The sequence below is a fragment of the Haloarcula sp. H-hyl6 genome, from assembly GCF_056934455.1.
Map to the genome: position 1 here is coordinate 2,357,231 of NZ_JBRIIK010000001.1, position 23,026 is coordinate 2,380,256.

Here is a 23,026-nt window from a genome sequence, read left to right on the forward strand (position 1 = left end):
GACACCATGGAACACGTTTACGCAGCACTCATCCTGCACGAAACTGGCGCGGAAATCAACGAATCGAACCTGACCGCCGTCCTCGACTCGGCGGGCGCGACAGTCACCACGTCCCGCATCAAGGCCGTGGTCGCGGCCCTCGAAGACGTGGACCTCGCCGCGACGAAAGCCAAGACGATGTCCGCGGGCGAGGCCGAACTCGCGGTGACCGGCCCGGACGACGGGGCACTCGAACCCGGCGAGACGGCCGATTCGGCCGACGAGTCCGGGTCGCTCGACGCCCTGTTCGAGGGCGAGGCGGACGAGTCCACCGGCGAGGACGGCACCGCCGACGAGGACGACGAGATATCGCGCGACTCCGACGACACGGAGTCCGCGGACGATACGGGGGCGTAGATGAGTACCGAGACCGGCGACCGGCCGACGGCCCGCACCTTCGAAGGGAGCGCCGACAGCCTCGGCAACGCGTTCTACCCGGTCTACGACTACGTCTTCGAGGACGACGACCCGTTCGTCGCCGCCGTCGAGGAGAAACTCGCACAGGCACGGATGCCGGTGAGCGTCGAGATGTACCTCTCTCGCGCCATCGGCGTCGGCCTCGTCACGGGCGTCGCGCTGTGGTTCGTCGGCATCGGCCTCGGCTACCTGCTCGCCGCCGTCGGCATCCTGTCGGGCCCGTTGCTCGGCGTCCCGCTCCCCGAGAACAGTGCTCTCGTCACGCTCGTCCGCTCGCTCCGCGTCCCGTTCCTCGTCGTCACTCTCGGGTTCGTCGTCGGTGGCCTCGGGTTCGCCGTCGGTTCGGGGAGTCTCCTCGCGATTCCGTACGCTCGCGCGAGCGCCCGCCGCCGGGAGATAAACATGCTCCTGTCGGACTCGGTGTCGTTCATGTACGCCCTCTCCATCGGCGGCCTCGACCAGCTCGAACTGCTGGAGGCGATGGCGAAGGCGGAGGACACCTACGGCGAGGTGTCACAGGAGTTTCAGGCCATCGTCCGCGAGACGAACTCGCTCGATACGGACTACCGGACGGCGATTCGGAACCAGCTAGAACAGACCCCGAGCGACGAACTCCGGGAGTTCTTCGTCGACATGCTGGCGGTCATCAACAGCGGCGGGGACATGACGTCGTTCCTCGACGACAAGAAGCACAAGTACCTCCGGACGGCCAAACAGGAGCAACAGCGGACTCTCGACGTGCTGGAACTGCTCGGGGAGATGTACATCACGCTCTCGCTGTTCCCCCTGTTGCTCGTCATCATCCTCGTCATCATGAACATGCTGGGGAACGCCTCGGAACTGATGCTGTACGTCACCGTCTACGTGCTGATTCCGCTCATCGCCGCGGCGTTCCTCGTGTTGGTCACGACGGTCAAGCAGGACGAGTTCGGCGACGGGTACATCCGGCCGCGCGAGCGAAGCGAGTGGCTCGACACGCAGGGCCGGTCCGGCCTCGGCGACCTCGGGTTCATCACCTCCTTTACCGGCACGTACCGCATCTTCGACCGCATCGAGCGCAAGAAGGGCTTGCAGGAGACGGCGGACCTGTTGCGGAACCCGCACCTGTTCTTCCGGGAACACCCGCTCTACACGTTCGCCGTCACCGTCCCGGCGGCCGCTACCGTCGTCGGCGTCGCGGCCCTGACCGGGGCGGCCCCGCTCTCGTGGAGCGGCGTCGTCGCACAGCCGGTGTGGGCGACGGTCCTCTACTGTTACGTGCCGCTGTTCCTCGTGGTGACGCCGCTGGCGGTGTTCCACGAGTGGGACCGCTACGCTCGCCGCGCGCTCGTCGGGAACCTCTCGGACACCCTGCTGAAACTCTCGACGGTCAACGACACGGGGGCGACGACCCTCGAATCCATCAAGACCGTCTCGGAGACGTCCTCGGACAAACTCGCCGACGAGTTCCGCATCATCTACCGGAAGGTCAACTACGGGATGCGCCTCAAGGAGTCGCTCATCGAGTTCAACAACAAGTACCACATCCCGCGGCTGGCGCGCACGGTGAAGCTCATCACGAAGGCACAGGAGGCGTCCAGTCACATCTCGGAGGTGCTGTCGACGGCCGCGAAGGCCAGCGAGGTGCAGGACGACTTGGAGCGAGAGCGCCGCTCCCGGACGCTGATGCAGGTCGCCATCGTGCTGATGACGTACGTGACCCTGCTGGGCGTGATGGCGCTGTTGAAGGTGCAGTTCATCGACGTCATGGCCGAGTTCGGCGCCGGGCAGGCGACTCGGACCGGGTCGGGGATGTCACTGGCCGGCGTGGACGCCGACCTGCTCTCGCTGATGTTCTTCCACGCCGTGACGATACAGGCGGTGTCCGCGGGACTCATCGCGGGCTATCTGCGGGACGCGACCCTCCGAGCGGGCGCGAAGTTCGTCGTGGTCCTGCTGGTGCTGTCGCTCGCCGTCTGGACGGTGGTGGGGTGAGATGGCACCGGAGACGACGCGGGCGCAGATGCCCATCGACTTCCTGACCGGGATGGCGGTGTTCTTCGTGGTCGTGGGGTTCGTCCTCCTGTTCGTCCCGGGTCTGCTCGCGCCGACCGAAGGGGGACAGGAGACGGCGCTGGTCGCCGACAGAGTCGGGTCACAACTCGTCGAGTTCCACCTCGGCGGCCCCGAGACGGCCACGCTCAACACCTGCGCGTTCTGGTTCTTCAATCAGAGCGGGTCGAACCCCTGTGCGACCTTCGACACGAGCGCGCCCCTGACCGACCAGGTCGGCATCGGCGAGCGGTACGGCGTCAACGTCACGCTCCGGCGAGACGTCGCGGGCGGCCCCGGCCGCGAGATACTGTGCGCCGACGGCGACGCCGTGGTGTCGTGTTCGACCGGCGGGTCGCCGCTCGCGGTGGGACCGCCGTCAGACTCGGGCGGCGAGGATATCGCCACGGCGCGGCGACACGTCACGCTCGACGGGACGGACGCGGTGTTGCGGGTGGAGGTGTGGTGACGATGCCGGCACGCGGGCAAGCGTACACGCTCGAAGCGTTCGTCGCCTCGATACTCTTGCTGGGCGCCGTCGTCTTCGCGCTACAGGCGACGGCCGTGACGCCACAGACCGCGAGCACCGCGAGCGAACCCCAGCAGCAGCAACTCGAACGGGTCGGAACCGGGGTCCTAGACGCCGCCGTCGACGACGGGTCGCTCCGGCGGACGGTGCTGTACTGGAACAACTCCACGGGCACGTTCCACGGCCTCGAACCGTACGAGTCGGCGTACTCCAACGGTGCGCTCCCGACCGACTTCGGCGCCCGACTCAACCGGAGTTTCGGTGCCGACGGGGTCGCCTACAACGTGAACGTCCGCTACCGGCGACCGTCCGGGGCGACGGAGACGGAGTCCGTCGTCGACAGCGGGACGCCCAGTGACGACGCCGTCAGGGTCTCGACGTTCCTCACGCTCTACGACGACGACGTCCTCTACACGCCGGCGGAGGTACCGAGCGACCAGACGCTGACCGAAGCGCCGTTCTACGCGCCCGACAGCGCCCCCGACAGCGGGGTCTACAACGTCGTCACGGTGGAGGTGGTGCTGTGGTCGACCTGAGCCGTCCGGAGGAGACGGCCGACCGCGGGCAGGTACTGCTCGTGACGACGTTCGGCATCGCAGTCCTGTTCGTGACGCTCGCGCTGGTGCTGAACGCGTCGGCGTACTCCCAGACGATGGTCGCCGACCACGGCGACGACAGGCGGGACGCAATCGCCTTCTCTGCGGCGGCGGCCGACGGCGCCGACGGCACCCTCGCCTACGTCAACCGCCACAACGCTACCGACTACACGACGCTCCAGACCGAACTGAACGAGGGCGTCGCCGACTGGAGCGAGAGCGCCGACGGCTACGCGGCGAGACGTGGAGGCCGGGCGACCGTCTCGGTCACGGGGACGACCGAGGGCACCCGAATCGTCCAGAACGTCTCCACGCGCTCGATGACGAACGCGTCGGGGGCGAACAACTGGACGCTCGCCACCGGCGTCTCCGGCACTCGCGACGCGCGATTGAACGTCTCCGAGAGCGCGCTCGTCGCCCCCGGGTCCGACGGGAGCGTCAGTGCGTTGCGCGACGCCCACGTGTTCCGCCTCGACGTGACCGACGGGGCCGACGTGTGGCGGCTGTTCGTCTACCGCAAGAGCGGCGACGTGGTCGTCAGAGTCGCTGACACGGGCGGCTCGCTCCTGCCCGCCTGCTCCGTCTCGGCGGGGACCGACGGGTACGCCGTCGTCGACTTATCGAACGGGTCCGTCGAGGGGACCCCCTGTCCGCAGGTGACGGGGTTCGACGACGTGGGGAGTTCCTACGACCTCGCCTACCGCTGGGGGTCGAACGCCGCCGGCAACTACACGATGACCGTCGACGAGACGCGGAGCGCCGTCGAGGACGGCGACTACGGGACCGCCGCGAGCGGCGACCCGTACGTGAACGAGCGCATCTACAGCGCGTCGATTCGCGTCACCTACGAGACGCCGACCGTGGAGTACGCCACCGAGACGACCGTGCTGGCGGGTGATGCCGATGCGTGACCGCGCCGCATCCACCGCCCTCGGCTACGTCCTGACGCTGGGGATTACGCTCCTCCTCGTCGTCACCCTGCTGTCGGTGTCCGTCTCGCTCGTCGAGAACGAGCGCGACCGCGCCGTCCACTCCGAGCTATCGGTGCTCGGGAACCGCCTCGCCACGGAACTGACGACGGCCGACAGCATGGTCCGGGCGGCGGACACGCCCGATACGGTCACGACGACGGCGGCCCTGCCGGACCGAGTCGCCAGCGGGCAGTACCGAATCACCATCGAGGAGCAGGCGGATACGGGAGATTTCTACCGGTATCGCCTCGTCCTCGAGAGCGACGTCGCGGAGACGTCCGTCGCCGTCCACCTCAAGACGGAGACGGCCGTTCAGGAGACGACAGTGGACGGCGGGACCCTCGTCGTGACGTACGACGGGAGCACCGACACGCTGGAGGTGAGCGCATGACCGACCGCGGCCAGAGCACGAGCATCGGGTTCGTCGTCATCTTCGGGACCGTCCTCGTGATGGTCGGCATCGTCAGCGTCGGCGGCTTCGCGGCCCTCGAAGACGTCCGTGACGACGAACGAGTCACCAACGGCGCGCGGTCGTTCGAGGTGCTCGCGGCCAACGTGGACGACGTCGTCACCGACGGGGTCCCGAGTCGGACGACGACGGTGAAACTCGACGGCGTGTCGCTGTCGGTCGGGGACACCGAGACGTTCGAGGTCCGCGTACCGGCGGACGGCTTCCGGCGTACCGTCGAGACCCGGCCGCTCGTGCTAGACGCCGGGGACGGCACGCAGGTCGTCTACTCGAACGGCGCCGTCGTCCGCGACGACGGCCCCGGACAGGTGATGGTCAGGCGGCCGGGACTGCTCGTCACGGCCGACTACGCGCGGTTCCAGTTCGTCCGCACGCGACCGGTGGCGGCGACGTCAGTCGGCGGACGAACCACCGCCAGCGTCCGGACGACGCGGAACGGAACCACCGTCGCGGCGACCGACACGGCGGGCGACGACGTCTACCTCAACGTGACCAGTCCGCGGCACGAGGCGTGGGGCCGGTATCTGGACGACCGTCCGCAGACGAGTTGTACGTCGGTCGGGAGCGACACCGTCTCGTGCGTGGTCACCACCGACGAGACGACGGTTTCGGTGACCGACGTGGACGTGCGCCTCGACGACTGAGAAACGGGATTCGTCGGGTCGTCCCTCAGAGGTCCCGGACGGCGTCGACGGCGGCGGACAGCGACGGAGCGTCGAAGACGTCGCCGCCGACGTAGGCGTTCGTCCCGGCGCAGTAGAGGTCCCGAGCGGCCATGACGACCCGTTCGTCCAGCGGTTCCGGGTCGACGTCGCACAGGGACTTCCAGTCGGCGATGTCCTCCTCGGTGGCCTGCGCTTTGGCCGCGGAGACGGCCTCGACCCACTCGGGTTGGGTGCGCTTGTGGTACTGGCGGATGACCTCCTTCGAGACCTGCTGGCCGTCGTAGGAGAAGCGGTTCTCGTCGAACGTGCCGACGACGTCGGCGACGCGAATCTGGCCCTCGTGGTAGAGGCACTCTATCTTCCCGTCCTCGTGGACGAGGTCGGCGTCGGCCGCCTGGTCGGTGACGACGTGGTCGACCGCGAGCGCCAGTTCCTCTAGCTGGTCGACGCTGGCCTCGCCGGCGATGCGGTCAGCGTCCTCGCGGTCGAGGTAGCTGTCCTGTTCCTCGTACTTCGTGGAGAACTCCACGATAGGCTCCTCGAGGTCCACGGCCTCGTCGGGCCACGTCTCGAAATCGAGGCCGTGGTCTTCGGGGTCGGTCCGCTTGCGGAGCGACGACCCGACCGGGACGCGGTTCCGGAAGACGATTTCGAGCGGGATGAGGTAGTTTTGCCCGGCCGCGTCGTGGTAGGCCTCGTAGTCGTACTCCCCGTCTTCGAAGGGCAGGTCCGGCACCTGCGTCAGCGAGATGACCATCTCCTCGGGTGCGTGGCCCGTCGAGAGCGCCTCACCGAGGTCGAGTACGTCGTCGCTGTCGCCGACGCGGACGCCCTCGTAGTGGGTCGGGATGTGGTTCTCCTCCAGCAACTGGAAGTTGAACGCGCCCATCGTACACAGCGAGGCGCCCTTGTCGGGAATCTGGTCGGGCATCTTCCCCCAGTCGAACACCGAGTAGTCGTCCGTGAACACGAACGCGCCGCGGCCGAGGTCCGTGGCCGTCGCCGCCTCGTCGATGCGGAACTCCTTGACGCTCGTCATTGGCGGCGCTTTGCGGGCGGGGACAAAGACGTTTCTCACTCGGGGCGCGGAGCATCTGACGAGAGCGGCCGCCGGAGTCGGTCTCCGATGCCCGGCGTCGGCGGCGTCGACCGCTTGTGACCAGTCTCGGTGCACATCGAGACGAGGCGGGCGGCGGTGTCGGGGCCGACGCCCACCGCCTCGGCCGCGCTATCGACTGGCTCTCCCCGCTCGACGACACGCCACAACAGCGAGTCCACGACGTCGTAGGTCGCACCGAGGTCGGCGGCGTCCGTCTGGCCCGCCCGAAAGCCCGCGGTCGGCGTCTTCTCGACCACGACGTCGGGGAGACCGAGGTGACGGGCGAGTTCCCGGACCTCGGTCTTGTAGAGGTCGCCGAGGGGAAGCAGGTCGGCCCCGCCGTCGCCGTACTTCGTGACGTAGCCGAGCAGGAGTTCCGAGCGGTTGGCGGTCCCGGCGACGAGGCGGTTCGTCCGGTTGGCGGCGTAGTACGCACAGGTCATGCGGAACCGGGCGACGGCGTTGCCGACCGCTCGGTCCGCGGTCGGCGCGTCGGCGCTCGCCTCGGGCGGGTCGAGCACCGGCGCGACGGTCTGGTCGAACTGGTGGAGGAGCGGTCGGAGTTGGACGCGTTCGAACGCGATGCCGAGGTGGTCGGCTACGGTTTCGGCCTCCATCGCGGCCGTCGCGTCCGTCTTGTGGCAGGGCATGGCGAGGCCGAGTACCCGGTCGGGGCCGAGGGCTTCCGCGGCGAGCGTCGCCGTCACCGTCGAGTCGAGGCCACCACTCATGGCGACGACGACGCCGTCGGCGTCTGCGGCCCGGACCCGCCCGCGGATGAACGCGAGGACCGCCGATTCGACGGCGGCCGGGTCGTCGATAGAGGGTTGGACGGTACTGTCTGAATACTGCCGTTGGTCTGTCATCGTTGGGCGTTCGTACTGCGATTGTGTTCGAAACGAGGCGAACGGCGGCATATACGACTACTCCTTAAACACTTGAGGGAATCACAGGTGGTGCTAGCGGGCCCGGACCGGAAGGGAACCACTTTGGCCCGTCACGACCACCGACGAGCACATGGCCGCGAACCTGTCGGTGGAGGTGGGCATCGTCCTCGCCGCGACGGTGGCGATATGGAAGGGAAGCGAGTGGCTAGAGGCGGCGAGCGAACGGTTGGCGGCGTACTACGGCCTGCCGGACGTGGTGCAGGGGGCGATAATCGTCGCCGTCGGGTCGAGTTTCCCCGAACTCGCCACCGTCGTCGTCGCGGCGCTGGGCGGGTCGATGCCGCTGGGCGTCGGCGCAATCGTCGGGTCGGCTATCTTCAACGTCCTCGTGATTCCGGCCGTCGCCGGCATCGCCACCGACGACGACATCGAGTCGAACCGCTCGCTGGTGTACAAGGAGGCCCAGTTCTACATGCTCGCGGTGTCGGTGTTGCTCATCACGTTCGCCCTCGCAGTCATCTACTACCCGGGGGAGGCCGCGCTCTCGGGCGTCGTCACCCGACCGCTGGCGGCGATGCCGCTGGCGCTGTACGGCCTGTACGTCTTCATCCAGTATCAGGACACGGCCGACCACGAGACGGACGGGAGCGAGGCCGAGGGCATCGCCGCCGGCCGCCAGTGGGGTTACCTCCTCGCGGGGTTGGCGGTCATCCTCGTCGCCGTCGAGAACCTCGTCCACTCGGTGTCGGTCATCGGCCGGGCGGCCGGGGCCGACGAGTTCTTGCTCGGCGTGACCATCCTCGCCGGGGCGACCAGTCTCCCCGACACGCTGGTCAGCGTCCGCGCGGCCCGGGACGACCGGGGGGTCACGTCGCTGGCGAACGTCCTCGGGTCGAACACGTTCGACCTGTTGGTCGCCATCCCGGCCGGCGTCCTCCTCGTCGGCGCGTGGACCGTCGACTTCGCCATGGCGGTGCCGATGTTCGGCGTCCTCACGCTGGCGACCATCCTGCTGTTCACCGCGCTACGGACCGACCTCGCGTTGAGTAAGGGGGAAGCCTACGCGCTGCTGGGGGCCTACGTCACGTTCGTCGCGTGGGTGGTCGCCGAGACGGTGGGGGCGGTGACGGGCGTGTTGCCGTCGGGCTAGCGGCCATCGGAAACACCCGTCGCTGACCCACACCCACACGTTTTTGCCCGTCGTTCCCGTTCGATTGGCCAATGCCGGACGCCTTCGACGCCGCGAACACCGACGGAGAGTTCGACTTCGCTCACCGGCCGGTGACCGACCAGTCCTTCGAGAACGCACTCGCGAAGGCCCGCGACGGGGGACGACTCTCCGTCGCCGACGGCGTCGAACTCATCACTACCGGAACCGACCACGACGGCATCGACCGACGGCGGAAGGAACTCGTTCTAGAGGCCGCCGACCGGCGCCGCGCCGAGGTGGTCGGCGACGAGGTGACGTTCGTCGCCAACCTCAACAACAACGTGACGACGGCCTGCAACACGGGCTGTCTGTTCTGTAACTTCAAGGACCGCTCCGAGCAGTTCCGCAGCAGCTATCAGGAGGACCACGGCGGGTTCACCAAGACGCCCGCGGAGTCCCGCGACATCGTCCGCGACGCCGTCGACCGCGGCATCTACGAGGTCACGTCCGTCTCCGGGCTTCACCCGGCGCTGGCGCTGGACGACGAACATATAGAGATTCTGGAGGCGAGCGACCGGGGTGACCTGAACTACCGCCCGGCCAGCGAGTACGACGTGGACCCGGGTACCTACTGCGAGCAGTTGCGAGCGATGGACGTCGGCGGCGTCCACGTCCACTCGATGACCCCCGAGGAGGCCTATCACGCCCGGCGGGGGACCGACTGGGCCTACGAGGAGGTGTTCGAACGCCTGCAGGACGCCGGCCTCGACAGCGTCCCCGGGACGGCCGCCGAGATTCTCGTCGACGAGGTGCGAGACGTCATCTGCCCCGGGAAGATAGACAGCGGCGAGTGGGTCGAGGCGATGGAGGCCGCCGCGAGCGTCGGCCTCGACATGACCGCGACCATCATGTACGGCCACGTCGAGAACGCGAAACACCGCGTCCTCCACCTCCAGCGAGTCCGTGACCTCCAGGACCGGACCGGCGCCATCACGGAGTTCGTCCCGCTCTCGTTCGTCCACGAGGAGACGCCGCTGGCCGACCGCGGGATGGTCAGCGGGGGCGCGAGCCCGGACGAGGACGAACTGATGATAGCCGTCTCGCGGCTCTTCCTCGACAATATCGACCACATCCAGTCCTCGTGGGTGAAGTACGGCGACGCCCGCGGCCTGAAGATGCTCACTTGCGGCGCCGACGACTTCATGGGCACCATCCTCTCCGAGGAGATTACCAAACGGGCCGGCGGCGGCTACGGGGAGTTCCGGTCGGTCCGCGAGTACGCCGACATGATTAGCGCCATCGGCCGGACGCCCGTCGAGCGGTCGACGGACTACGAACAGCGTCGGGTCGTCGACGCCGACGCCGACGTGGTCGGGCCGGAACTCGGCCCGCGGGCCGACGGCACGCCCTTGCTCGACTGAGCGCAGTCGTCACTCGAGAAGCGGTCAGACGGCAGAAGCAGACCAGCCGCGGCCGCGGCCACGACTGGCCCGAGACGGCGTCTTGCCCGGGTTGGCTGTCAGAGGCACGCCCCAGGCACGATATAGATAGGGGGCCGTGCGGCCATATAATTACACCCTAGCTGCCTAGGTGGCCTCGGCCGGCGTCGCTGTGGGGGAGCCGCCACCGTCGACCGAGTCCCGGCGGCTCAGGCGTCTGTGGGGTTCTCGCCCCGTGCCAGTACCGCCCGGAACCGCTCACCTGCGGAGGTGTCGGCGTCGATAGCCGCTCGAATCGTCGGCGACAACCACTCCTCGTCGGCGTACCGCTCGTACACCGGGAGCCGTTCGGACAGCGGGACGCTGGCGGCCTCGGCGACGGCCCGCAGTTCCCGCAGTGCGGGCCACTCGTACTCGGGGTTGATGTGGTCGACCGTCACCGGGGAGACGCCGCCGAGGTCGTCGATGCCGCAGTCGGTCAGGTCGCGGGCCGGCGCGAGGTTGGGCGGCACCTGCACGGAGACGTCGTCGGGTAACCCGGCGCGGGCCATCGCGGTCACGCGGCGCATGGTGGCGAGGTCCGGCGACCCGGACTGCCACCGCTCGTTCTCCACCACTGGCTGGACGATGACCTCCTGTACGTGGCCGTAGCGGTCGTGCATCTCGCGGATGGCGAGTACGCTCTCGGCCCGGTCCCGCCAGTCCTCACCGAGGCCGACGAGGATACCCGTCGTGAACGGGACGCCGAGTTCGCCGGCGGTCCGAATCGTCGCCAACCGTTGGCCGGGGTTCTTCGCCCGCGGGCCGCCGTGGGCCTGCACGTCGGCGGTCGTCTCCAGCATCACGCCCATCGAGGCGTTCAGGTCGGCCACCGTCGCCATCTGCTCGCGGGTCTGGTCGCCGGGGTTGGCGTGCGGGAGGAGGCCCTCTTCGAGCGCAATCTCGCAGGCCTCTCGGAGGTACTCGTGGATAGTGTCGTGACCCAACTCGGCCAGTTGGTCGTACATCTCGGTGTAGCGGTCGTCCGGGTCGTCCCCGAAGGTGAACAGGGCCTCCGTACACCCGGCGTCGGCGCCCCGCTTGCAGGTCTCGCGTATCTCCTCGGGGGTCATCAGCGTGGCCTGCCCCGGCGGGTCGTAGTAGGTGCAGTAGGTGCAGGTGTAGCGACAGGCGGTCGTCAGCGGGACGAACACGTTCCGACAGTACGAGAGTTCGTCGGCGGCGTCGACGTCGGCGGGCGTCACCGACAGCAGGCGCTCGATTGCGTCGTCACCGATGGAGAGGTCGATACCGTACTTCTCGGCGCCGGGAATCACGTCCTCGGGTGTGTGCCGGACGACCAAAAGGGTTCACTCACGCGCGACGCCGACCCGGCCGTCGTCGAGGGACAGTTCGAACCCGGCGTCGGTGAGCCAGTCGGCCGCGGCCCCGTCGCCGTGCAACAGCACTTCGGCGAGGTCCGACGGCTCGTCGACGTCCGTCGCCAGCACCCGCGAGTCAATCTCGGCGAGGCTCGCACCTACCTCGGCGGCGATGCGGCGGTGGTCACGAATCGAGGCGCCGTGGTAGTCCACCCGGAAGTCGGGGTGGCGACAGACGAACGCGTTCGTCCCGCCCCCCAATCCCGGTGCCAGCACCACGTCCGCGTCGGGCGCGAACAGGCGGTCGACGGCGTCGGCGGTGAGGAGCGGCAGGTCGGCCATCACCACCGCCAGCGGCCCCTCGGAGAGCAGGTCGTTGACGAGTGCGTCCAGCCCCCGGTCGTCGACGGTCACGGGGGCGTCACAGTCGACGGGTGCCGTCGACACCACCTCGGGGCTGTGGCCGGCGGCGTCGAGTGCGGCCACCACGTCCGACAGCATCGCCGCCGTGAACTCTCGGCGCTCGTCGGGTCCGAGAACGTCCGCGAGACGGGTTTTGGGGTCTTTCCCCGAGACGGGGACGACGGTTCGCATTACAGTTTGCTGTAGTCGTCGCCCTGCGTCTGGGTGTAGAGGTAGTAGCCCCCACCGAGGAGCAGGAGGAGGGCGACGAGGCCGCCGCCGGCCATCAGCAGGGTCTGGGTCGTCTGCTGGCTCTGCTGGGCCTGCTGGGCGGTGTTCTTCGCCTGATTCGCGAGGTTGACGGCGTTCTCGAAGTTGCCGTTCTCGTACGAGGAGATGGCGCTGTCGACCAGTTGCTCGGCGTCACTGTTGCCGCCCGCATTGTCGATGGCGGTCTGGGCGCTGTCGATGGCCTGTCGCGCCTCACGGCTGTCGGAGGTGTAGTGGTGGGCCGTGCTGTTCTGGAACTCCTCCTCGTTGTTCCCGCTCACGCGGGCGAGGTTGGCGACGACGTACTGCTCTTCTGGTTGGTACGTGTAGTTCTCGACGGCCGGCGTCGTCCCGGTGAGTTCGACCTGCACCTGGTCGCCGTTGTTGTCGATGTCGAGGTCCTGCTGGAACGACTGGTCGCCGTAGGTCTCCTGACTGACCTGACTCCCGGCGCGCAGGACCGTCACCGTCCAACTGACGTTCTGGAGGTCCGTCTCGCCCGCGAGGGTCCACTCGTTCGACGTGTCCGTGAACGGGTCGTCGATGGTGTAGGTCACCGACACCTCGTCGCCGACGGCGGACTCGTCGGGGACGCCCTCTGCAGAGACGGTAAAGGCGCTGGCAGTCCCCGCGAACGCGAGCAGTCCGACGACGCAGAGGACGGCGACGAGACCCCTAGAACAGCGGATCGAGTTCATCCTCATCGTCTTCAACCAAGTTCTCCAAGTTATCTTCGCTTTGCTGACGGATGTCGTCGATGTTGTCCTGTGCCTCGATTGCGACCTGCTGGAGTTCCTTGATTCGCGGGACGTTGTGGACGCCCGCCAGCAGGATGGACGCGGCGACCTTCGGAGCGTTGGTGGGGTAGTCCCCGCCGCGGACCTCCATCGACCCGGTCTGCTCCTCCAGCCACTTGCGGCCGCGTTCGATACCTTTGCGGTTGAGGTGTTCGGGCGGGCCAGCCATCACCAGCAGCGCGCGCTCTGCTCCCTCGATTTCGCAGGGGAGCGTCAGGCGGCCGAGTGCGGCCTTCCGGACGAGCGACGTGATGCGGTTGGTCGTGTTGGCGGTGTCCATCCCCTCGTCGCCGCCGTCGTCGCCCTTGAACCGGGAGAGGAGGCCGCCGCCACCGGAGGAGACTTCGACCTCCTCGGAGGCGTAGCCGACGGTAGAGACGCCGCCGCCGTCGAGCGTGTTGATAATCTCGGAGGAGTCGACGACGCTCTCGGCGATGTTGTCGCCGGCCTCCACCTCGCCGGCACCGAACAGCACGCCGAAGCGGCGGACGATCTCCTCGTTGATGTGGTCGTAGCCGCCTTCGACGGACTCGCCGGTCTTGCGCCACGCGTCGTTGTCGAAGACCATCAGGTTGTCCACCTCGCGGACGAACGTCTGGAACGACCGGGCGGCGTTCAGCGTGTAGATGCCACCCTCGTCGCTCCCGGGCAGGACGCCCAGTCCGTAGACGGGTTCGGTGTAGATGCGCTTGAGGTGTTTCGCGATGACGGGCGAGCCACCGGACCCCGTTCCCCCACCGAGGCCGGCGACGACGAGGAAGGCGTCGACTTCGTGGACGGGAATGTTGTCGATAGCGCCCTGTATCTCGTCGATGTCCTCTTCGGCGATTTCCGCGCCGAGTTCGTTGTCTGCGCCCACGCCGTGGCCCTTCACCCGGGCCTGACCGATGAGCACTCGATTCTCCTCCGGAATGTGTTCAAGTCCGAGCAGGTCTGCCTTCGCCGTGTTGACCGCCACAGCCGAGCGGACGATTCCCGAGTTCGTGTTCTGGTCGTACTCGAGGAATTTGTCCACGATTTTTCCGCCGGCCTGCCCGAAGCCGATCATCGCGAGTTTCATTATATGGTTCTCCGCTTAAAAGGGGTAAGTAGGATTGTGCCTATAAGTTTTTTGCCCAAATCTCATCAGCGAAAGTCAGACTCAGAAATAAAAACGGCCTGATGTTAGGGTGTGATTATCACCGCTCCGTCCGGTAGATGGCCGGTACGGGTGCTTGCGAGGCGATGCCGAACGCGGACAATCCGATATTAGGCGTGAGAAACCCCTTATTCAGCCGGCTATTCGACCCCGAGGTAGGACCCGAACGTCTTCATCGAGTTCGGGTCGACGCCGAAGGCGTCCACGTCGTTGCTCCGGGGGGTGTTGTCGAAGTCCAGTCCCTCGTACTGGTCGCTCCCCATCGGGAACCCGAGACTGCCCAGCACCGGCAGCCCGATTTTCGCCAGTGGCATCGGGAGGGGGACGATGGTGATGGACTTCCCCTCGGCGTCGTAGACGAGTTCGGTCGCCTCCCGCAGGGACAGCACCTCCGGGCCGCCGACTTCGTATATCTGTCCGACGTGTTCGTCGCCCTCTAGCGCGTCGGCCAGCATCGGGACGAAATCCTTCACCCAGATGAGTTGGAAGTGGGCCTTCTCGCCGCCGCCGGGAAGCGGGTACAGGGGGACGCCGGGAGCGAATATCTGCTTCAGACGCTTGGTGAAGTAGACGAACTCGTCGCCGTCGCCGAAGACGATGGAGGGCCGGAAGACGACCCAGTCGAGGTCCGAGTTCGTCACCACTTCCTCGGCCTTCCCCTTCGCCCGGAGGTAGTGGGTCGGCCCGTTCGGGTCCGCGCCCAGCGCGCTCATCTGGAGATACCGGGAGACGCCGTGTTCTTCGGCGGCCCGGACGGCGTTCTCCGTGCCGCCGAGGTGGACCACCTCGTGCATCTCGTCGCCGCCGTCGGGTTTGAACAGCGGCGTCAACGCCGGGAGGAAGACGACGGCGTCCTTCCCCTCGAAGGCCCCCTCGATGCTGTCGTAGTCGGTCACGTCACCCTCCTTTCGGGTGACGCCGGTGGGCAGGTCGGCGTCGTGTGGGTTCCGCGACAGTGCGGTGACCTCGTGGCCTCGGTCGTCGAGTTCCCGACACAGATACTGTCCGATGAAGCCGGTCCCGCCGACCACAAGTACGTCCATGTACTTTCTATCGCTCGGAGTGACCGTAAAGGTAGGGCGCAACTGGTTTGGTTTTCGGCCACGGTGCCCGCCTCCGGCGACGTCGGCACCGCTCTCCGAGGTGCTTACGTGCCCCCGCACCGACGATGGGATATGCTCGTCACGCTCGAAGGCCTCGACGGCAGTGGCAAGACGACGGTTCGGGAGCGACTCCGGGCCGACGACGCCGTGCCGGCCGACGCCACGTTCACCCGCGAACCGACCGATAGCTGGTACGGCGACGCGGTCCAGCGCTCCATCGACGACGACGATGCGGACTCGCTCGCGGAACTGTTCCTCTACACCGCCGACCACGCCGCCCACCTCGCGGACACCGTCAGACCGTCGCTCGCCGAGGGACGCCTCGTCGTCTCCGACCGCTACTCGGACTCGCGATACGCCTATCAGGGGGCGACGCTCGCCCGGACGGGCCACTTCGAGGACGCCCTCGACTACGTTCGGCGGGTCCACGCGCCGTGGACCCGGCCGCCGGACCTGACGGTGTATCTGGACGTCGACCCCGAGACGGCGGCCCGTCGGAGCGGCGCTACCAACAAGTTCGAGACGGCAGACTATCTGGCAGACGTTCGAGCGAACTACGAGCGCCTCATCGACGAGGACCCCGACCGGTTCGTCAGGGTCGACGCGACGGCCGCGCAAGACGCGGTGTACGACCGGGTTCGGGCCGCGATTCTCGACCGCCTCGCTTAGTTCGTCGAGGTGGGGAGGTCCACCTCGTCGGGCGAAGGCATCCAGACGTAGTCGAAGGTCATCCCGACGACGAGGGGGACGACGATTGCCAGCAACAGTGCGACGTTCGTGCTGAGATTCAACCCGCCGCCGAGGCCGAGGACCCCGAACACCATGAACAGGACGAACATGGCGAACGGGCAGAGGAGGACCGAGTAGACGAGGCCCCCCCATCGCGTGTTCAGCCGAACCCTGAAGAACCGCGTCATGAGTGCCGTCACGGCGCTGTTGACCAGCACGATGACGAGCAGACCGACGAGGCCGACGACGCTGACCATACCCTCGCTACGGCGGCGACGCTCTTTGCCGTGTCGGAATCGGTCACTCCAGACAGATGTACGTCCGGGTGTCTGCGACCCCCTCTAGGTTCCGTACTCGGGTCGCCACCGACTGCATCACGTCGTACACTTCAGAACCGGTCGCCTCTGCGATGATGTCGTACTGGCCGGCGACGATGTGGGCCTCCGTGATACCCTCTGACTCCCTGACCGCGGAGAGCAGTTCGTCGGACTTGCCCGCGACGGTCTTTATCATGATGAACGCACTGACCATACTGTGACATGCGATACCATAGCCCAAAAAGCTTCGCGCGGACGGCCGCCGGAAGCCAGTTTCTCCTTCGGTTGCGGGCCGCTCGAAACGCGCGGCGGGACTGGCCTCGGTCGGCGGGATACTTTTATTCACTCCCGTCTCGTACGGCCCCACATGCGATTTGTTATCGTGGGTGCAGGGCGCGTCGGCCTCCGGACCGCACGCGTGTTGCAAGAGAGCGGGCACGAGGTCGTCCTCATCGAACAGGAGGAGGGCGCCGTCGAGCGAGCGCGTACCGCGGGCTTCGAGGTCATCGAGGGCGACGGCGCCATCGAGACGATTCTCGACGGGGCCGACCTCGAGGCCGCCGACGCGCTGGGCGCGCTGACCGGCGACCTCAACGACAACTTCGTCGCCTGCATGATTGCCAAGGAGCACGGCTGTCGGACGGTGATGCGCATCGACGAGGACTACCGCGAGGAGATTTACCGCCGCTACGCCTCCGAGGTGGACGAAGTCATCTACCCCGAGCGCCTCGGCGCTATCGCGGCGAAGAACGCCCTACTCGGCGGGAACATCCGCGCCGTCGCGGACATCGCCCAGAACCTCCAACTCGTGGAGTTCACCATCACCGAGTCCTCGCCGATGAACGGCTACTCCCTCTCGGAACTGGAACTGCCGGCCAACGCCGAACTGCTCGCCCACGGGAAGGGCGAGGCGCCGCTGACGATTCCCGACCCGGACGAGACGCTCGAACTGGGCGACCACGTGGTCGTCCTCGCCGACTTCGACACGCTCGCGGACGTCCGCAGCATCGTCGTCGGCGAGAGCGGCCGCGCGACTGCACTCGGAGGTGCCTGATAGATGGTCACTGCCTACGTCATGGTCAAAGCTCACACCGGAGACGCGGACCGCCTGAAAGACGAAATCGAAGCCATCGAGGGGGTCGTAGAGGCCCACATCGTCGCCGGCGACGTCGACCTCATCGCGAAGGTGGACGTGGCGACGCCCGCCGAGGTAAAGGACGTGGCCGCAACCCACATCCAAGCCATCTCCGGCGTGGAAGGGACCCAGACCTACATCGCGATGGACTAGAGCCGCCGACGTCCTCGCCGGAAATCCAAACAGTAGAATAGCCGGGTTGCCAAGCAGGGGTAGTGACACGTACGCAAGTCACGCTACTGCAAATCGACAACTACGGGCCGTGGACGGTGACCCCGTCTCCCCGGCGCGAGGTGGACCTCCAGACGCTGCAATCGCGGTTGTACGCGGACCTCTCTCAACTCATCGGTAACCGCGAGGGGTACGTGTTCTTCTCCCGGTTCGACAACATGATTGCGGTCACCAACGGCCTCACGATGGCCGACCTCTCGCTGATTCAGGAGTCGGTGCGCAACCGCTACCCCGTGACCATCAGCATGAGCGTCGCCGTCGACGGCGCGCCCGCCGAGGCGCTCGAAGTCGCCACCGAACAGTTACAGGACGAGGGCTCCGCACAGGACGAGACGCGGACCGAAGTGCTCCGCGGTGACCCGCTCTCGGACGTCGAACGCACCGACCGCGACGTCCAACTCGCACACTTCGACGTGGACGACGCCACGGAGAAGTACACGGACCAACTCAACGAGTTCGACACGTTCATCGAGATAGAGCAGGGCTACGCCGAACTCATGCAGTATATGCGCCGGGCCCACGACGCGCTCTCGTTCTTCGTGGGCGGCGACAACGTCATCGCGGTGTGCCCGGAGATGGACGAAGCCGAGTACGCCGACGCCGTCTCCCACGTCGAGGACGCCGTGGGCGTGGAGTTGAAAGTCGGCGTCGGACAGGACCGCACCGCGCAGGGAGCGGGGATGGCCGCCAAGCACGCCCTCGAAACCTGCCGCGAAGCCGGGACCGACGTCGAGATGAACCGCTGAGCGGGACTACAGCGGCGTGCCGCCGCGCGTCCCCTCGCTGCCGCCGGTGCTCGCCGAGTCCAGCAGGTCCGCGACGGTGCCGACGTAGTCGTAGCCGGGGACGATACCCTCGACGTAGGTCCCTTCGACGTACTCGACGAAGGCCTTCGAGACGTCGGCGGCCTCTCGCTCGCCGCCGAGACTGAACCGGTAGGTGACGACGACGTCGTCGCCGTCCCGTTCGACGTTGTACTCGTCCAGTTCGACCGCCACGCGGGTTGACATGGGCGCGTCTTCGAGGCGGCGCTCCAGCGTCTCGAACCAGCCGTCGGCGACGGCGTCCCCGACGTCGTCGGCCGTCGCGGCCTGTAGGGACGGCGCTCGAACGGTGACCTCGTAGTTCGTCTCCCACGTCTCGCCCTCGCTCGCGGTCACGTGACCGCTGAAGCGCGTCGTCTCTACCGCGTAGCCGTCGCCGCTGGCGGCGAACCCGTCTCTGTCGCCGAAGGCGCTCTCGACGTCCGATGGCACGTCAGTCATCGCTCGTCTCTAGCCGTCTCGGCAGGAAAAGCGCGTCGTATCCTCACCTCCCCCGCCACAAGACACGCCGTCCTCGCGGCCGGCGGGAGCGACGCGGCACGCGAAGACGACGCCACGGTCCGCCTCTGTCCGGCGTGTTCGGCGACCCACGAGGGGCCGACGGCTACTGTAGCAACTGCAAGACGACGGTCGAACTCGACGCCGACGCCTGCCCGAACTGCGGCTACGTGCTCTGAGTCTGCGGGAGAATGCGAGGGATGGGATTTGAACCCATGGACCCCTACGGGAGCGGGTCTTAAGCCCACCGCCATTGGCCGGGCTAGGCGACCCTCGCGCACTCGCCACTCCACACCGCTGGGGAAAACGGGTTTCGGTTACCAGTCGACGGAGAGGGTGCCGTCGCCGTCGGGGTCGGGCGCGATTTCCTCGTCGGTTCGCCGGTCGACGACGTGGATGACGCCGCGGTCCTTCTTGGCCGGGCACACATCGGCGGCTTTCAGGTTGTGGTCGAGTTCGTCCTCGCCGAAGAAGTAGGCCTTCGGCTTGGCGATGCCCGTGTCGAGGTCCAGCGACCAGTTGTCCGAGACTTCGGCGCACTTCCCGGCCCCGAAGCACTTGTTGGCCTCGAAGATTATCTTGTAGGGCTTCTCCTCGACCGGCGGCGCGTCCTGTTCGCCGACCTCGCTGGGGTCGACTGGCTCCTCGGCCTCAGTCATTGGCGGCGGTTAGGGGTCGACCGTCTTTCCGCTGTCGGTTCCCGCTACTGGACGACGCGCACGTCGTCGCCGACGGCTATCGTCTCGCCGCGGTCGGCCTCGGGGACGCGCGCAATGAGCATCAGGGTGTAGAAGTGGTCGAAGGCGTCGCGGTCGGCCCACTCGGGGAACGTCTCCCGCCGGCGGGAGACGAACCGTTCGCGGAAGTCGGGGGTCTGTTCGCCGGTGTCCGGGTCGCGTTCGGGGACGACACAGCGGCCGCAGGGCGTGACGCCCTCGATTCGGACGCCGCCCGCCTCGAACGCCGGAGCGTCCGCGCCGACGAATCGGTCCTCCCAGAACGCCGGGACGCCGCCCACCTCGACGTTGGCCCGGAGGCGGCGGCGCATCCCGTCGACGGTCACGTCCTCGAACCACCCGGCCACCGTCTCCAGCGTCGCCGTGCTGACGACGGACGGCCCCATCTCTCGGCGGTCGACGTGCCCGAGCGCGGTGTCGCGCGCCATCGTCAGGTCGAGGTCGAACACGTTCCCGAACCAGTCGGCGGCGGCCGCTCGCCCGGCCGCCGTGTCGAGGTCGAACTGCCCGCTGCCCACGTCCGGCACGGCGGCCGAGAGCGTCCGCTCGGCGGGGTCGTAGTCGGTCCGCACGTCGTGGACGCGGTCGGTCCGCTTCCCGTTGACGACGTCGCCGTCGCCGTCGAACAGGGCGAACTCGCGGTCGTGTGCGAGCGTCCCGCCCGAGAGCACGGTCGATTGCTCCACGTCGCGGCCGTCCAGTGCCTTCACCGGATAGACGGTGAGTCGCTCGATGTGTGCCACTGGCCGCGAGGAAGCACGCCGCCGTCATAGCCGTTACCCACGCGGGTCAGAGTCGCCTGAGCAACTGTCGGAGCCGCGAGGTCACCGGGAGCGACCGCTTGGCCATGATGACGGTCCCCGACGCCTCCTGTCCGACCGTCTCGGGGATGTCGCCGAACACCAGTTGTTCGAGGACGCTCTCGCGGGTCGCGCCGATGATGGTCATGTCGTGGTCCGCCGACGCCTCGACGATGGCCGCCGCCACGTCGTCGCTCTCTACCTGCGTCTGTTCGGTCGGCACGTCGTCGAGCAGTCTCGCCGTCTTGTCCAGTACGTGGTCCGAGGCGACGGGCGTCCCCTCGCCGGGCGCGACGATGCGGAGCGTCGTGACCGTCGCGCCGGTGGTGTGGGCGATGGCCCGCGCGACCGCGGCGGCGTACTCGGCGTGCGGGCCGCCCGCGGTCGGCAGGAGGATGGACTCGGGCGCGCCTCTCGGCCCGATGCGCTCGACCAACACGTCACAGTTTGCCTCTTTGACGACGGTGTCGACGGTCGATCCGAGCACCACGTCACGCCGTCGCTGGAGGCGGCCGCGCCACCCGAGCAAGACGGCGTCGGAGCCGTGCTGGGCAACGGTGTGGGTGATGGCCTTGTCGACGTGGTGGCCCACACGGACGATGCCGTGGACGGGCACCTCGGCGTCGCCGCCGCCGGCCTCGACGGCCATCGCCTGCCTGAGCAGGTCGTGACGCTCCTGTGCGGCCGCTCGCCCCTCCGAGAGCGGCGTCTGTTCGGGCAGCGACACCACCGAGAGGACGAGGACCTCGCCACCGTGGTCGGCGGCGATGTCCCGGGCGGTCTGCATCAACTGCTCGACGTGGTCAGGATTCGCGATGGGGACGAGAAGCTGGTAGTCACGGCCGTCGGTGTCCGTCTCTTCGACGACGGTCGGCGTCTCCTGTTCGATTTCGGCCTCCGAGGTCGACCCGATGAGGCCGACCCACAGGAGGACCCCGATACCCTCGGCGACCAACCCGAGCGCGAACGCGCCGGGTTCGACGTTGACGATGAGGACGAGGTTCGCGACGATGGCGACGATGGGGACGTAGGGCACCGCCGGCACCGTGAACCCGCGGTCGATGTCGGGGTACTTCTGCCGGGAGCGGACGATGGCGAAGTTCACGACGATGAGGCCGGTCAACAGCATGAAGTCCGCGAAGTGCGCGATGGCCTCGATGCCCATGTGGAACGCGACGAGGCCGGTGTGGATGGTGGTCGTCCCGAACAGGAGGTTCGGGAGGACGGTGAAGAAGAAGATGAAGAAGGTAATCATCCCGCCGGTCAACAGGACCGACCAGTACGGCGTGTTGAAGCGTGGGTGGAGGTTCTCGAACCGGTCGGGGAGGTGGTCGCGCCGACTCATCGCCAGTTTGACGCGGGACCCAGCCAGCACGGTTGCGTTGGCCGCCGACAGCATCGAGAACAGCGCCCCGACGATGATGACGTAGAAGCCGACGTTCCCCAGATAGAACGAGGCGGCGTACCCCATCGCCAGTTCCCCGTTCTCGGCGATGTACGACTGCGCGCCGGCGCTGTCCGAGACGCCCGAGACGACGTCGATGAGGAGGTCGAGGTACTCCGGGTTGTTGATGGCCAGCGTCACCACGAGGACGACCAGCGCGTAGACGACGGTGACGAAGCCCATCGAGAAGAAGATGGCTCGCGGGATGTTCTTGCCCGGTCGCTCTATCTCTTCGGCGTTGGTCGCGATAGCCTCGAAGCCGAAGAACGTGATGAACACCAGCGCCGACGTGAGGCCGATGTCGCGGTACTTCGTCAGGTTGTCCGCGACCGACTGCTGGATGGTGGTCGCGTCGAACGCCTGGAGGCCGCCGTAGAGGAAGACGACGATGAGACCCACCTTCAGCGCGGTGACGATGATTTGGAACTGTCCGGACTCCTCTGTCCCTTTCAAGTTCAGACCGACGAGGAGCGCGAGGATGGCCAGCCCGGAAATCCAGAACGGCAGAGCCTCCTGCAACCCCTCGGAGAACAGGGGGACGATGAAGCGGTCGAACCAATCGGAGAACGAGGCCAGATAGAAGGCGGCGCTGGCGGGGTAGCCGAGAATCATCGACCACCCGACGATGTACGTCAGGTCGGAGTCGAACGTGTTCGAGACGTAGGCGTAGCCGCCCCCTGACTCCGGATAGATGGAGGCGAACTCGGCGTAGGCGAAGGCGGTGAAGGAGGCGACGACGGCGGCGACGACGAACGCGACGATAGCCATCGCACCGACGTTGCTGACGGCGAGACCCGACAGCACGAAGATGCCGGCCGCAATCATCGTCCCGACGCCGAGTGCGATGGCTCCGACGATGCCGATGTCTCGGTCCATCTCCGTCTCGACGCTGGTTCCCTCGTGGCTCACGTGCCGTACGTCACTTCGGTCCGGGATAATAGTGGTGCA

The 23,026-nt window shown here is 67.3% G+C and carries 27 protein-coding genes and 1 tRNA gene; 14 read left to right on the plus strand and 14 right to left on the minus strand.

Annotated elements, in window-relative coordinates; genetic code table 11:
- The first annotated feature begins 6 nt into the window (after positions 1–6).
- From Hhyl6_RS12210 to Hhyl6_RS12240, 7 genes are read left to right on the plus strand one after another with little or no spacing between them, the layout of a single operon-like run.
- Positions 7–396, plus strand: a complete 390-nt coding sequence (locus tag Hhyl6_RS12210; RefSeq protein WP_483739463.1) for a P1/P2 acidic ribosomal protein — start codon at positions 7–9, stop codon at positions 394–396.
- Positions 397–2,430 carry a type II secretion system F family protein gene (locus Hhyl6_RS12215; RefSeq protein WP_483739464.1) on the plus strand — a complete coding sequence of 678 codons (2,034 nt, stop codon included), beginning with the start codon at positions 397–399 and terminating at the stop codon, positions 2,428–2,430. It begins immediately after the preceding gene.
- Between the two features lies 1 nt (position 2,431).
- Positions 2,432–2,956, plus strand: a complete 525-nt coding sequence (locus Hhyl6_RS12220) for a DUF7287 family protein (RefSeq protein WP_483739465.1) — start codon at positions 2,432–2,434, stop codon at positions 2,954–2,956.
- A gap of 2 nt (positions 2,957–2,958) precedes the next feature.
- The gene (locus tag Hhyl6_RS12225) at positions 2,959–3,552 is read left to right on the plus strand and encodes a DUF7288 family protein (RefSeq protein ID WP_483739466.1); all 594 of its coding nucleotides are present in this window, start codon (positions 2,959–2,961) and stop codon (positions 3,550–3,552) included.
- The gene (locus Hhyl6_RS12230) at positions 3,540–4,523 is read left to right on the plus strand and encodes a hypothetical protein (RefSeq protein ID WP_483739467.1); all 984 of its coding nucleotides are present in this window, start codon (positions 3,540–3,542) and stop codon (positions 4,521–4,523) included. Before Hhyl6_RS12225 ends, Hhyl6_RS12230 begins: the two co-directional genes overlap by 13 nt.
- Positions 4,516–4,974 carry a DUF7266 family protein gene (locus Hhyl6_RS12235; protein WP_483739468.1) on the plus strand — a complete coding sequence of 153 codons (459 nt, stop codon included), beginning with the start codon at positions 4,516–4,518 and terminating at the stop codon, positions 4,972–4,974. The genes Hhyl6_RS12230 and Hhyl6_RS12235 overlap by 8 nt, the downstream gene beginning before the upstream one ends.
- Positions 4,971–5,696 (plus strand): DUF7289 family protein, encoded by a 726-nt coding sequence (locus Hhyl6_RS12240; RefSeq protein ID WP_483739469.1) that lies wholly within the window; start codon positions 4,971–4,973, stop codon positions 5,694–5,696. Before Hhyl6_RS12235 ends, Hhyl6_RS12240 begins: the two co-directional genes overlap by 4 nt.
- Positions 5,697–5,721: 25 nt before the next feature.
- Here Hhyl6_RS12240 and Hhyl6_RS12245 read toward each other — a convergent pair whose 3' ends face one another.
- Complete coding sequence (locus Hhyl6_RS12245; RefSeq protein WP_483739470.1) at positions 5,722–6,756, minus strand: phosphoribosylaminoimidazolesuccinocarboxamide synthase; 1,035 nt, start codon at positions 6,754–6,756, stop codon at positions 5,722–5,724.
- Between the two features lie 35 nt (positions 6,757–6,791).
- A complete protein-coding gene (locus Hhyl6_RS12250) occupies positions 6,792–7,682 on the minus strand; it encodes an NAD+ synthase (protein ID WP_483739471.1) in 891 nt (296 codons plus the stop codon).
- 151 nt (positions 7,683–7,833) lie between these two features.
- Between Hhyl6_RS12250 and Hhyl6_RS12255 the strand changes: the two genes are divergently transcribed.
- The gene (locus tag Hhyl6_RS12255) at positions 7,834–8,853 is read left to right on the plus strand and encodes a sodium:calcium antiporter (RefSeq protein WP_483739472.1); all 1,020 of its coding nucleotides are present in this window, start codon (positions 7,834–7,836) and stop codon (positions 8,851–8,853) included.
- A gap of 71 nt (positions 8,854–8,924) precedes the next feature.
- On the plus strand, positions 8,925–10,274 hold the full coding sequence (cofH, locus tag Hhyl6_RS12260) for a 7,8-didemethyl-8-hydroxy-5-deazariboflavin synthase subunit CofH (protein WP_483739473.1): 1,350 nt from the start codon (positions 8,925–8,927) through the stop codon (positions 10,272–10,274).
- A gap of 227 nt (positions 10,275–10,501) precedes the next feature.
- Here cofH and cofG read toward each other — a convergent pair whose 3' ends face one another.
- The 5 genes from cofG to Hhyl6_RS12285 all read right to left on the minus strand — a co-directional run bounded on the left by cofG (position 10,502) and on the right by Hhyl6_RS12285 (position 15,303).
- On the minus strand, positions 10,502–11,608 hold the full coding sequence (gene cofG / locus Hhyl6_RS12265) for a 7,8-didemethyl-8-hydroxy-5-deazariboflavin synthase subunit CofG (protein ID WP_483739474.1): 1,107 nt from the start codon (positions 11,606–11,608) through the stop codon (positions 10,502–10,504).
- 33 nt (positions 11,609–11,641) lie between these two features.
- A complete protein-coding gene (gene cofC, locus Hhyl6_RS12270; protein WP_483739475.1) occupies positions 11,642–12,247 on the minus strand; it encodes a 2-phospho-L-lactate guanylyltransferase in 606 nt (201 codons plus the stop codon).
- Entirely contained in the window at positions 12,247–13,023 is a 777-nt protein-coding gene (locus Hhyl6_RS12275) for a hypothetical protein (RefSeq protein ID WP_483739710.1), read from the minus strand. The genes cofC and Hhyl6_RS12275 overlap by 1 nt, the downstream gene beginning before the upstream one ends.
- Entirely contained in the window at positions 13,001–14,182 is a 1,182-nt protein-coding gene (locus Hhyl6_RS12280; protein WP_483739476.1) for a tubulin/FtsZ family protein, read from the minus strand. The genes Hhyl6_RS12275 and Hhyl6_RS12280 overlap by 23 nt, the downstream gene beginning before the upstream one ends.
- Positions 14,183–14,400: 218 nt before the next feature.
- Complete coding sequence (locus Hhyl6_RS12285; RefSeq protein ID WP_483739477.1) at positions 14,401–15,303, minus strand: complex I NDUFA9 subunit family protein; 903 nt, start codon at positions 15,301–15,303, stop codon at positions 14,401–14,403.
- Between the two features lie 132 nt (positions 15,304–15,435).
- Between Hhyl6_RS12285 and tmk the strand changes: the two genes are divergently transcribed.
- Positions 15,436–16,032 (plus strand): dTMP kinase, encoded by a 597-nt coding sequence (tmk, locus tag Hhyl6_RS12290; RefSeq protein WP_483739478.1) that lies wholly within the window; start codon positions 15,436–15,438, stop codon positions 16,030–16,032.
- Here the strand turns inward: tmk and Hhyl6_RS12295 are convergent.
- Both Hhyl6_RS12295 and Hhyl6_RS12300 read right to left on the minus strand, forming a co-directional pair.
- On the minus strand, positions 16,029–16,349 hold the full coding sequence (locus tag Hhyl6_RS12295) for a DUF7991 family protein (protein WP_483739479.1): 321 nt from the start codon (positions 16,347–16,349) through the stop codon (positions 16,029–16,031). The two genes, tmk and Hhyl6_RS12295, sit on opposite strands and share 4 nt — an antisense overlap.
- Positions 16,350–16,392: 43 nt before the next feature.
- Entirely contained in the window at positions 16,393–16,623 is a 231-nt protein-coding gene (locus tag Hhyl6_RS12300; RefSeq protein ID WP_483739480.1) for an Lrp/AsnC family transcriptional regulator, read from the minus strand.
- Positions 16,624–16,776: 153 nt separating this feature from the next.
- Between Hhyl6_RS12300 and Hhyl6_RS12305 the strand changes: the two genes are divergently transcribed.
- The 3 genes from Hhyl6_RS12305 (at position 16,777) to Hhyl6_RS12315 (ending at position 18,521) form a co-directional block, all read left to right on the plus strand.
- Complete coding sequence (locus tag Hhyl6_RS12305) at positions 16,777–17,463, plus strand: potassium channel family protein (protein WP_483739481.1); 687 nt, start codon at positions 16,777–16,779, stop codon at positions 17,461–17,463.
- A gap of 3 nt (positions 17,464–17,466) precedes the next feature.
- Positions 17,467–17,697: an Lrp/AsnC family transcriptional regulator gene (locus Hhyl6_RS12310; RefSeq protein ID WP_483739482.1), complete on the plus strand. Its 231-nt coding sequence runs from the start codon at positions 17,467–17,469 to the stop codon at positions 17,695–17,697.
- Positions 17,698–17,759: 62 nt separating this feature from the next.
- Positions 17,760–18,521 carry a GTP cyclohydrolase III gene (locus Hhyl6_RS12315; protein WP_483739483.1) on the plus strand — a complete coding sequence of 254 codons (762 nt, stop codon included), beginning with the start codon at positions 17,760–17,762 and terminating at the stop codon, positions 18,519–18,521.
- 6 nt (positions 18,522–18,527) lie between these two features.
- Here the strand turns inward: Hhyl6_RS12315 and Hhyl6_RS12320 are convergent, their stop codons facing one another.
- Entirely contained in the window at positions 18,528–19,040 is a 513-nt protein-coding gene (locus tag Hhyl6_RS12320) for a DUF5813 family protein (RefSeq protein ID WP_483739484.1), read from the minus strand.
- A gap of 134 nt (positions 19,041–19,174) precedes the next feature.
- On the opposite strand from Hhyl6_RS12320, the gene Hhyl6_RS12325 reads away from it, so the two are divergent.
- Positions 19,175–19,276 carry a zinc ribbon domain-containing protein gene (locus tag Hhyl6_RS12325; protein ID WP_483739485.1) on the plus strand — a complete coding sequence of 34 codons (102 nt, stop codon included), beginning with the start codon at positions 19,175–19,177 and terminating at the stop codon, positions 19,274–19,276.
- Positions 19,277–19,289: 13 nt separating this feature from the next.
- Here Hhyl6_RS12325 and Hhyl6_RS12330 read toward each other — a convergent pair.
- From Hhyl6_RS12330 to Hhyl6_RS12345, 4 genes are all read right to left on the minus strand, one after another.
- Positions 19,290–19,374 (minus strand) — tRNA-Leu (locus Hhyl6_RS12330).
- A 40-nt stretch (positions 19,375–19,414) separates the two neighbouring features.
- On the minus strand, positions 19,415–19,756 hold the full coding sequence (locus Hhyl6_RS12335; protein ID WP_483739486.1) for a ferredoxin: 342 nt from the start codon (positions 19,754–19,756) through the stop codon (positions 19,415–19,417).
- Between the two features lie 44 nt (positions 19,757–19,800).
- Positions 19,801–20,577 carry an MOSC domain-containing protein gene (locus tag Hhyl6_RS12340; protein WP_483739487.1) on the minus strand — a complete coding sequence of 259 codons (777 nt, stop codon included), beginning with the start codon at positions 20,575–20,577 and terminating at the stop codon, positions 19,801–19,803.
- A gap of 46 nt (positions 20,578–20,623) precedes the next feature.
- A complete protein-coding gene (locus Hhyl6_RS12345; protein WP_483739488.1) occupies positions 20,624–22,987 on the minus strand; it encodes an amino acid permease in 2,364 nt (787 codons plus the stop codon).
- Positions 22,988–23,026 lie beyond the last annotated feature (39 nt).